The organism is Hymenobacter qilianensis (assembly GCF_014638675.1).
Taxonomy (GTDB): Bacteria; Bacteroidota; Bacteroidia; order Cytophagales; family Hymenobacteraceae; genus Hymenobacter; species Hymenobacter qilianensis.
This window is the reverse complement of record NZ_BMFN01000002.1, coordinates 224,428-238,883: the sequence shown is the minus strand read 5'-3', so window position 1 is coordinate 238,883 and position 14,456 is coordinate 224,428. Positions and strand designations below refer to the sequence as shown.

Sequence of the window (14,456 nt, the reverse complement as noted above, 5' to 3'; positions counted from 1 at the left end):
AGTAGGAGCGGGGTTTGGCCGACACCTTTCTTGGGGAGACTAACGTTTACCTCGGCCTGATTCATGTCCATTATTTAGGCATGGGCACAAAAAAGCCCCCCAGCAACCATCATTGCTTTACACCTTGAATCCAACGCGCTTCGGCCGTAATCCTTCAAAATAATGCAGGGCCAGCCGGTAGCTATCGAGCTTGAAACCGGTGATGGTGCCAATGCAATGTTTGCCAAGCAAACTTTTCTGCCGAAACTCTTCGCGGGCTGCCAGGTTAGACAGATGTACCTCTACTACAGGCGTGTTGATAGCGGCTACGGCATCGGCCAAGGCAACGCTAGTATGCGTGTAGCCGCCGGCGTTGAGCACAATGCCATGATAAGTGAAGCCTACTTCATGTATCTTATCAATTAGCTCGCCCTCGTGGCTCGACTGAAAGTACTCCAGCTTGATGGCGGGAAATGCCTCGTGCAAATCAGGCAAAAAGTCTTCGAAGGAGCGATTACCATAAATGCCCGGTTCGCGGCGACCCAATAAGTTGAGGTTGGGGCCGTTGATGATGATGATTTTCATGAAGCAAGAGTGAAGCGAAAAGGTAAAGGTCGGGGAACGTTGCTAAAACTAGTGTTTTCTAGATCGCGCTAAAAAGTACTACTTGCTGCTGCAAATATTTTCTGACCTGAATATTCCCAAAGATTCCTAGAAAAAAGCCCCCCATTCGGCACGACTCTTGGATTCTTCCTCACACCTCTCGCTTCTAAATTTACTACTATTGAATTGGTCCATGAGCCTCAAACAATTTGAGGGCTATTTACAACTCGAAAAATCGTTATCAGGCAATAGTGTGGAGGCGTATGTGCGGGATGTAGGCAAGTTGCGGCAGTACCTCGAGATATCGAAGCTACCCGCAAACCCGGAGCAGGTAACGACCCGGATTCTGCGCGATTTTCTGGCTTGGTTGGGCGAATTGGGGCTTGGCGCTACTTCACAAGCCCGCACGCTTTCCGGTATTAAGGCCTTCTACAGCTTCCTGATTATGGAAGATATGTTGCTGATAGATCCGACCGATACCCTGGAAGCTCCCAAAATCGGCCGTAAGCTGCCTGATACGCTGGCGTATGAGGAAATAACACAATTGCTGGACGCCGTGGACGTGAGCACCAACGAAGGTACCCGCAACCGCGCCATCCTGGAAGTACTGTACTCGTCAGGCCTGCGCGTATCGGAGCTGACGGAGCTGCGGCTATCCAATTTGTATGCCGATCAGGGCTTTGTGCGCGTCACGGGCAAAGGCAACAAGGAACGCCTCGTGCCCATCGGCCGCGACGCGCTGAAGCACCTCAACATCTACCTCACCGGCATACGCTGCCACCTCGACATTGAGCGCGGCCACGAGGATATCGTGTTTTTGAATCGTCGGGGGGCAAAATTGTCGCGGGTGATGATCTTTAACATCATCAAAGCCTTGGCCGATAAAGCAGGTATTCGCAAAACGGTGAGTCCGCATACGTTCCGGCACAGCTTTGCCACGCATCTTATTGAAGGCGGCGCCGACCTGCGCGCCGTGCAGGAGATGCTGGGCCACGAAAGCATCACCACCACCGAAATCTACACCCACCTCGACCGGGATTATCTGAAGCAAGTTATTACTGAGTTTCACCCGCGCAGCTAGTCGCCGGTTTGGGCATCGTCGCCTTGGGGGAAGCTCATCCACACCTTCGCCCAAGGCGACGTGTTCGTTTTTGCAGGGAGCTTTTTGACCTGTAATGGTTTTGGAACCAGGTTATTTAAGCAATGGAGCGGTCTGGGGGGCAAATTTTCGGTTAGGACTGCGGGCGGGCAAGTGTATCTTTACGAAGCGTGAGGTGTTGGCTGCCGGGATAAATCGTTCCTGAGAGAAGCTACACTGCCGCCTTGTAAGTTCTACATATAGCCTTTCGGTGCGTAAGCATGGCAAAGAATACATATAAACAATCTGATACTCCGCCGGCCCGCGGCAACGAGCCACGTCCGGCCGCCCGCCCCGCCACTCGCCCGGCGCCCGCCCCAGAGCCCGCCCCGGCTCTCCGCGAAAACAGTCGCCGTGCTGAGGCCAACTCAAAACCAGCGGCAGCCAAGCCTGCTGCCAAAGCCCAGAAGCCTCCGCGCCAATGGCCCAAGCTGCCTTCGTTGGGGGGCATTTTTGGCTTTCTGCACGACCGTCGCTTTCAGTTGTTCCTCGGATTTTTCTTCCTATTGGGGTCTATTTACCTCACTATTGCGTTCGTGTCGTTCCTGTTTACGGGTCACGCCGATCAGAGCGTAGTAGGCAGCTTGGCCACCACGCCTGCCAAAGAAGCGGGGCAGGAATCGGGCAACTGGCTGGGCTTATTAGGGGCAATGGCCGCGCAGGTGCTCATTTATAAAGGCTTTGGTGTAGCCGCGTTTGCGGTCATTCCTATCGTCTTCTTTTTGGGGTATAAAATCGTGTTTCGACGCGCCGGCGTAGGCGTGTCGCTCAGCTACGTCATCGCGTTATGCCTGTTTTCGATGCTGTGGCTGAGCGCTTTGCTTGGCTATGTTGTGCTTACCCTCCAGACTCCCGACGCCGACCCAAACCTAGCGCACACCCTCGATTTTTTGAGCGGTGGCATTGGGTATGAAGTTGCCTCCTGGCTCGATAGCCTTATTGGTTGGGGCACGGTGCTACTGCTGGCTTTTCTGCTGATTTCCTTCGTTGTCTTCTTCTTTAATGTGACCAGCCTAAGCATGGGAACAGCCGCCGAAGATGAGGCAGACGCCACCAGCGCCAATGCTAGCGCTGATGGTCAGGATCTGTATGGCCGCACAGGTCTAGGCGTAAATCACGGTGCCGACCCCACTGCTTCGCTCGATGCCGAAGAAGCGGAAATTGCCCCCCAGATGACATTGCGTAGCACAAAGCCAGTCGTCAGGAGAGAGCCGGAAGAAGAAATTGCCCCCCAGTTCACTTCAACGATAGGGGAGGATGAAGACGACGAATTGGAAGCAGAAAGCCCAGCCCCTACGGGGTCGGTTGCTTCTCCAGCTTTCAGCATTACGGCTCCTGCCGGCGCGGCCCTGCCATTGTCTGTTGCGCCTAGCGTGGCTACAGCGGGGGCAGCAGCATTAGCTGCTTCGGCTGCGAGCATGAGCGGACCTAGCTTCTCGGTTGAAATGCCCGTTGATGCCGAAGCTGCTCCCGTAACCAGCCGTGTGCCCACGCCGCTTTCCTTGGCTGATTTAGCCGATGGGACTACTGCTGCACCCACTTCGCCGCCTTTAACCGTAGCACCAGCAACTCCCGCCGAAACGCCCCCCATGGCCATCACAGTGGCCGATGACGACGACTTCTTTGCCGAAGGCACAGAGAACTACGACCCCACGCTCGACCTTTCGCGCTATCAATATCCAACCTTGGAATTGCTCAACGACTATGGTGCCGCCAAAGCCCAGGTAAGCAAGGAGGAACTGGAGGACAACAAAGACCGCATCGTTGAAACCTTAGGCCATTATGGCATCAACATCGCGAGCATCAAAGCTACCATCGGCCCGACGGTGACACTGTATGAGATTGTGCCTGATGCGGGCGTGCGTATCTCCAAGATCAAAAGTCTGGAGGATGATATTGCGCTGAGTCTGGCCGCGTTAGGTATTCGTATCATCGCGCCTATTCCGGGTAAAGGAACCATCGGTATTGAGGTGCCGAATACCAAGAAGGAAATGGTGAGCATCCGGTCGGTGCTAAGCCACGAGAAGTTTCGCACCAGCGAAATGGACCTGCCCATTGCCTTCGGCCGAACTATTACCAATGAAGTATTTGTGGCCGATCTGGCCAAAATGCCCCATTTGCTCATGGCCGGTGCCACAGGTCAGGGTAAGTCAGTGGGCTTGAACGTGATTCTGGCTTCACTACTTTATAAGCGGCATCCTTCGCAGTTGAAGTTTGTGCTCGTTGACCCTAAAAAGGTGGAATTGAGCATCTTCAACAAAATCGAGCGTCATTTCCTAGCTAAGCTGCCCGACACTGAGGAAGCCATCATCACCGACACCAAAAAGGTGGTGAACACGCTCAACTCCTTGTGTATGGAGATGGATCGGCGCTACGACCTACTGAAGGATGCTGGCTGCCGCAATCTGAAGGAGTACAACCGCAAGTTTGTGGAGCGCCGTCTCAGCCCCAAAAAAGGCCACCGCTTCATGCCGTTCATTGTGCTGGTTATTGATGAACTGGCCGATCTTATGATGACGGCGGGAAAGGAAGTAGAAACGCCGATTGCCCGTTTGGCTCAATTGGCGCGCGCTATTGGTATTCACCTGATTGTGGCTACTCAACGCCCTTCCGTGAACGTGATTACGGGTATCATCAAGGCCAACTTTCCCTGCCGCATTTCCTTCAAAGTGACCTCCAAGATTGACTCCCGCACTATCCTGGATACGGGTGGCGCGGATCAGTTGGTAGGACAAGGGGACATGCTGTTTTCGGCCGGCTCCGACCTGATTCGGGTGCAGTGTGCCTTCATTGATACGCCCGAAGTAGATCGTCTTTGCGACTTCGTGGGCGAGCAACAAGGCTATCCAGAGGCTTATTTGTTGCCGGAAGTGGCCGGTGCCGAAGGTGATACGGGCGGTAACAGCGAGGACTTTGATCCTGCCTCCCGCGACAGCATGTTTGAGGAAGCCGCCCGCGTAATTGTGACACATCAGCAGGGTAGTACCTCGTTGCTCCAACGCCGTTTGAAGCTGGGTTATAACCGAGCCGGACGTTTGATTGACCAACTCGAACACGCCGGCGTCGTAGGACCTTTTGAGGGCAGCAAAGCGCGAGAGGTATTAATTCCGGATGAGTACAGTTTGGAGCAATTATTGAATAACCTGAACAAAACCTAGAAATAAGTGCTTAAGGCTGGAAACTATAGCATAAAAACGAAGAACTGTTACCTCTGTTCTTATAGCTACAAATAAAGTTTCTGGTTCTGAGCCACCACTTTGCAACAGCAATTTCTCTCCCCACAAATGAAAAAATTCCTCGCTCTGCTGACGTTATCGGTTACACTGGTTGCAGCCGCACCCGCGCAGCAGGACCCCAAAGCTGGTAAGATTCTCGACCAGATGAGTGCCAAGTACCAGGCAATGAAAGCGTTTAAAGCCACTTTTACCCAAACCCTCGAAAACGACGCGGCTAAGGTAAAAGAGAATATGACCGGCGATATTACGGTGAGTGGCCAAAAGTTTCGGCTGAAGTTGAGCGGTCAGGAGATCATCAACAACGGCCAGACCATGTGGACTTACATGAAGGACGAGAATGAGGTGAATATCTCTGATTATGAGCCTGAAGAGGGCGAGATTTCGCCGGCCCAGATTTATACGCTCTATAAAAAAGGCTACAAGTACTCTTATGTGCAGGAAGCCAAAGAAGCTGGTGAGGCCGTCGACATCATCGAATTGGCGCCCGAAGACAAGAATAATCAGGTTTTTAAGGTGCGCTTATCAGTGAGTAAGGCTGATAAGTCGTTGAAAAGCTGGAAGATGTTTAAAAAGAACGGCAGCCGCACAACCGTAACCATCCGCAAGTTCCAGCCTAATCCACCGGTTGATGCTACTACCTTCAACTTTGATAAAGCGAAGTACAAGGGCGTAAAGGTGATTGACCTGCGTTAATCCTTCGCTAATGAATTTCGGCCCGCTTTCACTTCTGGTGGAGGCGGGCCGTTTTTTTGGTGGATAAACGCAAATAAGTGCTTGGTTTTTGTATGCGGCCTTTGGCCGAAAAAGGAGTTGACAATTGCCTTTATTCTCACCAGCACGGCTACTTACTTATATTGGAACACCTTATCACTTATGAAAGAAGAGCTACTTCACTATGTCTGGCAGCACCAGTATTTTGATAAAGCAGATTTGTTGACGGACCAGGGCGAAAAGCTGATTGTTTTGCGCCCCGGCCACCACAATACGGATGCCGGACCTGACTTCCTGAATGCTCGTCTTCAGATTGGCGAAGTAGAGTGGAATGGTGCCGTTGAAATCCATTTGCGCGCTTCCGACTGGCAGCGTCATCAGCACCAGACAGACCCCAAATACGACCAGGTAGTATTGCACGTGGTGTATGCCGCCGACCAGCCCGTGCAGCGCACCAATGGCTCCGTTATTTCTTCCCTGACCTTGGCGCCGCGATTAACACCCGCACTGCTGACCACTTATGCCGCGCTGGGGGGCAATTTGGATGCCGTATCGGTGCCGTGTGCGCCGTTTTTGCCATTGGTGCCGGGCATTACGCGCACCATGATGCTCGGGCGGGCATTACTGGAAAGAATGGAGCAAAAAGCTGATTTGATAGAAGCTCAGAATAAACACTTAGGCGGCGACTGGGAGGCCACGACTTATCATGCGCTGGCCACCGCTTTCGGGTTTAAGAAAAATAGTGAGCCGCTGGCTCGTTTGGCTAAAGCCGTGCCGCTGAGCGTTCTGCGGCGCCACCGCCACGATTCGCTCCAGACGGAGGCGTTGCTTTTTGGGCAGGCCGGCCTCTTGCCCACTGCCCCCGATTTGCCCCCCAGTGATGCTTACCTGGCCGGTCTGTGCCGGGAATATGAGTTTCTGCGTCATAAATATGAGCTAGGTGCGCTGGCCTTGCCTGCCCATGCCTGGAACTTCCTGCGCCTGCGGCCCGCCAACTTTCCGACGGTACGTATCGCTCAGCTTGCGGCTTTGCTTCATGCCCGGCCGGCCCTGTTCGATGCGCTGCTCACGGCCGGTAGCGTGGCAGCGTTGGAGCAGTTTTTTCGGGTGGCGGTATCTCCCTATTGGCAAGCCCATTACCGGCCAGGCAGCCCCAGCAAAGTCGCTGCTCTGGGCCGGAGCAGCATTCATTTATTGATAATCAATGTGGTGGTGCCTCTGCGGGTAGCCTACGCTCGCCACGTAGGTCAGCCTGAGCTGGTGGAGCAAGCCGTGGCCTTGCTGGAGCAGTTGCCCGCTGAGCATAATCATCTGACGGCTCCTTATGAGGCTCTGCACTTTGAGCACCGCACCGCCGCCGATTCGCAAGGGCTGCTGGCTATGCACCACGGCTATTGCCAGCCCCGCCGCTGCCTAAAGTGCGCGGTTGGCAGCCGGATTCTGCAGCATAATTTGCCCCCTAGGTGAAAATTATTGTCGCTATAGGGTTGAATATACTTTTGGTAGTAGCGCTGGCCTACTGGCTGCGGCGGCAGGCGCGTGCTTCTGCGTTGGGTAAGGTGCTGCTGCCTGCCTTGGTGCTGAGGCTCTTGGCTGGCGCTGCTGCCTGCCTCGCGCTCACCAGCGACGCTGCATATTTTCAGTTCTGGGGTAAGCTGCTCAACGCCCAGCTGTGGGATAACCCCGGCGCTTGGCTACAGACTTTGCTGGGAGAGGAATTTCATGGCTACGGAGAGAAACTGATATTTCACGGCTTTTCAAACACCTTCTTCATCATCAAGCTCCTGTCAGTATTGAATCTAGGGTCGTTGGGGAATACGCTGCTGAATGGGGCTTACCTGAGTCTGTTTAGCTTTATCGGCAGCTGGCAGCTGGTGCGGGCTGTAGAAATAGCGTTGCCGCGGGTGCCGGCAGGTGCGGCAGCGGTGGCATGGCTGGCGTGGCCGTCGGTTGTGTATTGGTCGTCGGGCATTACGAAAGAGAGTTTGCTGGTGGGGAGCGGAGCCTGGCTTACCGCTTTGGTTGTAGGGTGGCTGTATGGCGGTCAGCCCGTTCGACCAGTAGGAATAGCGGGTGCTTTGCTGCTGGCTTGGTTGCACTTCAAGATGCGCTTTTTCTTTGCTGGTTTGCTATTGGGTGGGTTGGCTAGTCTTGTAGTAGTGCATACGCTGCAACAGTTTTTTGGCCGCGCCCGGCACTGGCTGGTGCAGCTGGCCATTATCCTGGTAGTGCTGGCAGGAGGGATGCGGGTGGCCGCTGAGGTAATTCCGGTTCTTCGCCTGAATAAATTCACGAACCAGCTCAGCCACAACTATAATCAGCTGGTTAGAGCATCGCGCACTCGCCCGCATATTGAGTACGATAACCTGAAGCCGACAGTAGAAAGCATCCTGAGCCATACGCCCAAGGCCATTGTAAGCACCATTACTCGCCCCTGGCTCGGGGAAGACAAGCAGCTGCTATACATCGTTGCCGGCCTCGAAAACCTGGCTTTACTGCTGCTGATTGGTGTAGCTTTGGTGGCGCTGGCCCGGCGCCGACCCGGTTATCTGCCGTTCGCATTGGTGGTTGTTTTGGTGCTGTACTGCCTGGCCTTGGCTGCCTTGTTGGGGCTGAGTACGCCTAACCTGGGAACCCTGAACCGCTACCGGGCGGTTTTGCTGCCGTATCTAGTGTTTCTGCTGCTTCAAAATGACTATGCGGCCCGCTGGCTTCCCCGATTTAGAACCGAGCTGCCGCCAGCTGCCCGATAGCAAGCCCGCCTGCTGACTATTGCGCAATACTTGGCCCCACTCGCGGCAGGGTGTATCTTTGTGGTTTAGAAAAAATCGCCCCTGGGGGCATTTTCGCTTCGCATGGAAAATCCAGTTATCATTTTGGGCGCTCAAAGTCTGGGCGCAACGGCACTAGATGCCTTTCAAAGCAACGACGTGGTTGTGTATTGTCTGCTCGACGACGATGCTAAGCTGCAGAATACCGAGCTAAACAACGTGCCCGTGATGGGCAACACAGACGACCGCGAGCTGCTTAAGCTTCTGGGCAAAAAGTGCGAGGTGTTTGTGGCCACCGAGGATACGGCCAGCCGCCGCAGCCTCACCAATATGCTCCGCGATGAGTACGAAGTAGTGCCCGTGAATGCTATTCATGCCCGCGCCAGCGTTTCGGAGCAGGCGTGGCTGGGTCATGGCAACCTCATCGGGGCCGGGGCCGTCGTATCGAGCAACAGCAAAATGGGCAACAGCTGCCTCATTGGGGCCAACGCCGTAATTGACGTGCAGGTAGAGCTGGGCGACTTTGTGCAGGTGGGCGCGGGCGCCATCGTCAATGCGGGTGCCGTGCTGGCCGAGCAGGCATTCATCGGACCTGGCGCTATCATCGTTGGGGGCGTTAAGATCGGGGCCAAAGCCCGCGTTGGCGCCGGCTCGGTGGTAGTGGCTGATGTTGCGGCCAACCAAACGGTGTTTGGCAACCCGGCCGCTAAGGTTTAATTAGTAATTAAGAATGACGAATTAATAATGGGAGAAACTCCCTGCCGGAAACGCAGCATTAATTCGTCATTCTTAATTCTTAATTACTAATTCTTAATTACTAACATGGATTACCGCGTTCTGCTTTACTACTGCTATTCACCGATTGAGAATCCGGAGGCGTTTCGTGAGGAGCATCATCGGCTGTGTCTGCGTTTGAAGCTGTTGGGTCGCATCATTGTGGCGTCTGAAGGCCTCAATGGCACGGTGTCAGGATTGGCGGCCGACTGCGAGGAGTATATGCAGATAGTAAAAGCTGATCCTCGCTTTGCGGCCTTGGAGTTTAAGGTTGACGAAGCTCCTGCGCATACCTTTCAGAAGCTGCACGTACGCGTGAAGCCTGAAATTGTGCACAGCAGCCTCCGTCATGTGCGGCCTCACGAGCGCACCGGCCAACACCTCTCGCCCCAGGAGTTTAAGGCGCTTAAAGACCGCGACGATGTGGTAGTAGTCGATGTGCGCTCCGACTACGAGTACAATGTGGGTCGTTTTAAGAACGCCGTTACCCTGGACATGGAAAACTTCCGCGACTTCCCTGAGCGGGTAGAGCGACTAAAGGAGTTTAAGGACAAGAAAATCCTGACCTACTGCACGGGCGGCGTGAAGTGCGAAAAAGCTAGCGCCTACTTATTGGAGCAGGGTTTCGAGAACGTGTACCAGCTGCACGGGGGCATTATCAAGTATGGTATTGAAGAAGGTGGCGAAGATTTCGAGGGCAAATGCTACGTTTTCGATAACCGCGTGGCCGTCGATGTGAACAGCGTTAATCCTACCATTATTTCCTACTGCCACCACTGCCAGGCCCCTTCCGACAGACTCGTCAACTGCGCCAATCCGCACTGCAACGCTCACTTAGCGCTCTGCGAAAACTGTGGCCAGGAACTCGAGGGTGCGTGTTCAACCACCTGCCAGGCCCACCCCGATAAGCGGGCCTACGACGGAACGGGCACTTATTTTAAGCTGAGCAACAACTACCGCCCGGAGCAAGGCCTGCTATCTTATCGGGCTCCCACGTTGTAACTCCTGCGTTTGTTTTTATCAAAAAAAGCCCCCCAGAACAGTTCTGGGGGGCTTTTTAATGGCTGTCTAGAAAAAGGTGCGCAGGTTATGGGAAAATACCCAACGACTGGTAGCTGACACCCACTTTCTCAATGGCGCTGTAGAAGGCGGCCGTGCGCAAATCTTCAATGCCTTTTATTTGGTGCATTACCTCTCTGATCTCATGGTAAGCCACAATCATGGTGTCTTCCAGGCCAGAGCGCACGAGGCTGGTTTCGTCGGCGCCCTGAATGATCAACTCCCTTTCCTGGGCACTGATGCTCTTGCCGGTGGTTTGTTCGATGGTGGATACCAAGCGACGCAGGGAGGCTTCTTCCGCCCGTTTGCCCATGCGGCCAAAGCGTACGTTCGAGAGATTCTTCAGCCACTCGAAGTAGGAAACCGTAACGCCCCCCGCATTCAGGTATAGGTCGGGCAGGATGACAACACCGCGCTCTATCAGAATCTTTTCAGCATCCTTCGTGGTAGGGCCATTGGCTCCTTCAGCAATTATCCGGGCTTTGATACGAGCGGCATTACCCGCGTGAATCTGGTTTTCTAAGGCAGCGGGCAACAATACATCACACTCATACTCCAGCAGTTGGCTGGCTTCGGCTACGTTCTGTGCGCCAGGGTAATTCAGGATGGAGCCGCTCTCGGTGCGGTGCTTGAACACGGCGGCTACATCGAGGCCATCGGCGTTAAAAATGCCCCCCTCACGCTCGGCAATTCCTGTGATGATGGCGCCTTCCAGCTCGCAGAAGTGAGCCGCGTGGTAGCCTACATTGCCCAGGCCTTGCACTATGATGCGTTTGCCGGCCATACCACTGGTCATCCCGAGTTTCTTGAGAAGCTCCCCGTCGGCCAATAGCTCGCGCAAGCCGAAGAAAACGCCCAGCCCAGTGGCTTCCGTCCGGCCGCGGATACCGCCCTGGCCTACGGGCTTGCCGGTTACGCAGCCCAGCGCGTTGGTGTCGCCGAATTTGAACGCCAGATACGTGTCGGCAATCCAGGCCATTTCGCGGCTGCCGGTGCCGTAGTCGGGGGCAGGCACGTCCATGCCCGGCCCGATGAGATTTTTCTTGATCAGTTCGCTGGCATAGCGGCGCGTTACGCGCTCCAGCGTTTCCACGGAGCTGGTACGCGGGTTGATTTTGACGCCCCCCTTCGCCCCACCAAAGGGAACATCGACGAGGGCGCATTTAAAGGTCATAAGCGTGGCCAAAGCCATCACTTCCTCCTCATCTACATACACACTGTAGCGAATACCGCCTTTGCTGGGCAGCTTGTGGTGGCTGTGCTGCACCCGTATTCCCTCAAAAACCTGTACATGCCCATCGACCTCAACCGGGAAATTAACCTTGTAAATGCTGTTGCAGGCCTTAATCTGGGAAAGAATGCCCGGATCGAGTTTGGAAAACTGCGCGGCCTGATCATAGAACTGCAGTACGCTATTATAAAAGTCTTTTCCCTGAATTTGGGTGTTGCTCATGGGATGGGGCGTTGGTGGATGTATCTTAATTCCAACGAGTGAAGTCCGGAATCAGTTGTATCTCAACCGGAAGAGGACGAGCCCGCAAACTATGCCTGGGCCGCTGCGTAACAGTATATCACTAATTTGCCGCTTCCGCGTCACTTTCAAATTCCTCTTCCTATGCCTATTCTCGACTCCGAACTCATCCTGAATCGCGACGGCAGCGTGTATCACCTCAACCTGCTGCCCGATCATATTTCCGAAACTATTATCACCGTTGGCGACCCTGACCGGGTGGCACTGGTAAGTCAGCACTTCGACTCCATTGAAACGCAGGTAAACAAGCGCGAGTTTGTGACTCATGTGGGCTATTACAAGGGCAAGCGGATAGCGGTAATTTCTACCGGTATCGGCACCGATAACATTGATATCGTGCTTAATGAACTGGATGCGCTGGTAAATATTGACTTCGTAACCCGCGAGCCGCGGCCTCTGGAAGAGCGCATCACGCTGCGTATTATTCGGGTAGGCACCAGCGGCGCATTGCAGCCTGATATTCCATTGGGCGCGCACCTCGTGACCGAGCACGGCGTGGGCCTCGATGCCCTGATGCAGTTTTATCCGCTGGTAGAAACCGGCCTGGAGGTGGAAGTCGGCGCGGGCATACAAAAGGCCTTGCAGCTTGATTATCGGCCGTACTGCGTGCGTGGCCACGATCTTATTCGGGAGCAGATTGGGGCCGGCATGCTGACTGGCAACACGCTCACCTGCCCTGGCTTTTATGGTCCGCAGGGCCGCGTCCTCCGCCTCGATCTGCGTCAGCCCGACCTGATTAAGCAGTTCCAGAACTTCCGGTACGAAAGCGCCGAAGGCGAATTTCGCCTGACAAACTTCGAGATGGAAACTGCCGGCTATTACGCGTTGGGTCGCATGCTGGGCCACGAAATCGTGTCGCTGAATGCGATTGTGGCGAACCGTGCTACCGGCGAATTTGCCACCAACGCCGAGCAAACCATGAGCGATTTGATTGCCAAAACGCTGGATCGTTGCTGATAACTATTAACCAAAAAAGCCCCCCGGAGCATCTCTGGGGGGCTTTTTTGGTTAGTAAAAATCGAAGTGCAGGATGGCTCGCAGCGGAATGGTAGCTCCTGCTTTTAGCGTGATGTATTCTTCGTGGGCAGCCCACACGGTGGTTTGTACCCGCTTGGTGACGCCGTCAGCAGTTTGAAAATAGATATCCAGCTTGCCTTGGTACCCATTACCTAAGGTGGCAGCGCGCTCAGCATCACGGCGGCGCTTGCGCTGAGCTTCCGTATCAGGAAGCACATCCTCGTGGGGGAAGATTTGGCCGGAAATCGTTTCTTTTTCGATTGTCACAACATCGGTAAAGTCAGCGTTCATGGCACAAAGCGGTTAGGTGTTCAACGTGCTCGTAAACCAGCAGAAACAGCACCGTAAGACGGCAAAACGATTCAGCTCAAGTAAGCGCCCCAGGGCCTATGCATCTGTTTTATTTACGTCAAAGCCGTTAAAAAAGCCATCGTATCCACGCCATCGGCGTAGTCGCTCACGCTGGGGCACTGGGCCTGGCCAAAGGCGAAACTGCCCGGAAAAAGCCCCCCAGCCGACACCAGGCACTGCGTCTGCTCGGCTACTTGCGCTAGTTGCTGCTGAAGGTCGGCCTCGTCGCGGTAGGTGCCGTAGTGCACTACCGAAATCGGCGACACGAGCTGGGCGCTTTCCGTGAGCAGCACAAAGCCGTTGTCTAAGTGGGGCACGCGGTTTACCAGCAGAATGCTTTTGTTGTAGTCGTAGTTGTTCTGATAGCGATTCTGCTCCAGCACGCGCTCCCAGGGCTGAAGATTATCGAGCAGCTTATCAAAGCGGTAGTCCTTCGGCACCAATAGCTTGGATACGTTGCGGCAGCCCAAGCCGTAGTACTGAAAGATGTCGGCACCCAATGCAGCCAGCTCCTCCGGGGTTTCCTGGCCGGTCAGAATGCCCAGGCTGGTGCGGTTGCGGCGAATGAGGTTGGGCTTATGGCGGAAATAATACTCAAAGTAGCGGCCCGTGTTGTCGGAGCCGGTGGCAATGAACGCGTCGGCGGCATTCAGGCGCTCCACGAAGGTGATGCGCTCAGCCATACGCGGCTCAATCCGCGTCAGCTCATCCACAATCCAATGCATCAGAAACTTGTCATCGGAGCTGGGTTTTGCCAACAGATTGTGCCCGCTGAGCACCACGCACAGCAAATCATGAAAGCCCACCAGCGGAATATTGCCTGCCATTACAACGCCCACGGCGCGCGGCGTAGGAGGCTCGGCGGGGTAGCGATTTGCCCAGGTCCGGAAGCTGTCTTCTTCCAGCAAACGCGCAATTCCGTCTAGGGCCGAGGCTACGTTGGGCGCATCGAACCACGAATTATTGTTGCGGGCCCGACTAAAGAGGTCGGCTTTTTCATCCTCGGTCAGGTGGCGGAGGCGCTGGCCAAGGGCAATGAAAGAGGCTAAACGTTCGGTATGATTCATTTTTCAGTGTTCTGATACGAGAAGAGGAGGAGTGGTACTACTACTACTACTTTGGCGGTATACTACCACTGCGGAGTAAGGCTTGGGGGCATTTTTTTATTAATCAACCCTCAAAGCTGAACATTCAAAATTAAAACAAGGTTAGTTTCTACTTTTGCTGGTCCTAACAAACTTTTGAGGGGCATCTTTGCGTAAGCGTAAATGTTCCATAACTAGTAC

General features: G+C 54.4%; 12 protein-coding genes. 8 read left to right on the top strand and 4 right to left on the bottom strand.

Translation table 11 applies throughout. The annotated features are described in order from the left end of the window. Positions 1-117: 117 nt before the first annotated feature. Positions 118-564, bottom strand: a complete 447-nt coding sequence (gene aroQ, locus IEW06_RS08890) for a type II 3-dehydroquinate dehydratase (protein WP_187732216.1) — start codon at positions 562-564, stop codon at positions 118-120. Between the two features lie 211 nt (positions 565-775). Here aroQ and xerD point away from each other — a divergent pair, with 211 nt between their 5' ends. The 7 genes from xerD (at position 776) to trhO (ending at position 10,214) form a co-directional block, all read left to right on the top strand. Continuing rightward, positions 776-1,663 carry a site-specific tyrosine recombinase XerD gene (gene xerD / locus IEW06_RS08885; RefSeq protein WP_188548103.1) on the top strand — a complete coding sequence of 296 codons (888 nt, stop codon included), beginning with the start codon at positions 776-778 and terminating at the stop codon, positions 1,661-1,663. A 278-nt stretch (positions 1,664-1,941) separates the two neighbouring features. After that, complete coding sequence (locus IEW06_RS20705) at positions 1,942-4,878, top strand: FtsK/SpoIIIE family DNA translocase (RefSeq protein WP_229743079.1); 2,937 nt, start codon at positions 1,942-1,944, stop codon at positions 4,876-4,878. Between the two features lie 126 nt (positions 4,879-5,004). Beyond that, positions 5,005-5,649, top strand: coding sequence for an outer membrane lipoprotein periplasmic chaperone LolA1 (gene lolA1, locus IEW06_RS08875; protein WP_187732214.1), 645 nt, complete (start codon positions 5,005-5,007; stop codon positions 5,647-5,649). Positions 5,650-5,829: 180 nt separating this feature from the next. After that, positions 5,830-7,134: a DUF2851 family protein gene (locus IEW06_RS08870; protein ID WP_188548101.1), complete on the top strand. Its 1,305-nt coding sequence runs from the start codon at positions 5,830-5,832 to the stop codon at positions 7,132-7,134. Beyond that, on the top strand, positions 7,131-8,420 hold the full coding sequence (locus IEW06_RS08865; RefSeq protein WP_187732212.1) for a hypothetical protein: 1,290 nt from the start codon (positions 7,131-7,133) through the stop codon (positions 8,418-8,420). Before IEW06_RS08870 ends, IEW06_RS08865 begins: the two co-directional genes overlap by 4 nt. 102 nt (positions 8,421-8,522) lie before the next feature. Then, positions 8,523-9,155: a NeuD/PglB/VioB family sugar acetyltransferase gene (locus IEW06_RS08860; protein ID WP_187732211.1), complete on the top strand. Its 633-nt coding sequence runs from the start codon at positions 8,523-8,525 to the stop codon at positions 9,153-9,155. Positions 9,156-9,260: 105 nt separating this feature from the next. Further along, on the top strand, positions 9,261-10,214 hold the full coding sequence (trhO, locus tag IEW06_RS08855) for an oxygen-dependent tRNA uridine(34) hydroxylase TrhO (RefSeq protein ID WP_187732210.1): 954 nt from the start codon (positions 9,261-9,263) through the stop codon (positions 10,212-10,214). An 85-nt stretch (positions 10,215-10,299) separates the two neighbouring features. Here trhO and IEW06_RS08850 read toward each other — a convergent pair whose 3' ends face one another. Then, positions 10,300-11,724, bottom strand: coding sequence for a Glu/Leu/Phe/Val family dehydrogenase (locus tag IEW06_RS08850; protein WP_188548097.1), 1,425 nt, complete (start codon positions 11,722-11,724; stop codon positions 10,300-10,302). A 162-nt stretch (positions 11,725-11,886) separates the two neighbouring features. Between IEW06_RS08850 and IEW06_RS08845 the strand changes: the two genes are divergently transcribed. Then, positions 11,887-12,759 carry a nucleoside phosphorylase gene (locus IEW06_RS08845; protein WP_187732209.1) on the top strand — a complete coding sequence of 291 codons (873 nt, stop codon included), beginning with the start codon at positions 11,887-11,889 and terminating at the stop codon, positions 12,757-12,759. Between the two features lie 51 nt (positions 12,760-12,810). Here IEW06_RS08845 and IEW06_RS08840 read toward each other — a convergent pair whose 3' ends face one another. Together IEW06_RS08840 and IEW06_RS08835 are read right to left on the bottom strand one after the other, a co-directional pair. Continuing rightward, the gene (locus IEW06_RS08840; RefSeq protein ID WP_187732208.1) at positions 12,811-13,110 is read right to left on the bottom strand and encodes a hypothetical protein; all 300 of its coding nucleotides are present in this window, start codon (positions 13,108-13,110) and stop codon (positions 12,811-12,813) included. A 113-nt stretch (positions 13,111-13,223) separates the two neighbouring features. After that, complete coding sequence (locus IEW06_RS08835) at positions 13,224-14,237, bottom strand: acyl-CoA reductase (protein ID WP_188548095.1); 1,014 nt, start codon at positions 14,235-14,237, stop codon at positions 13,224-13,226. Between the last annotated feature and the right edge of the window lie 219 nt (positions 14,238-14,456).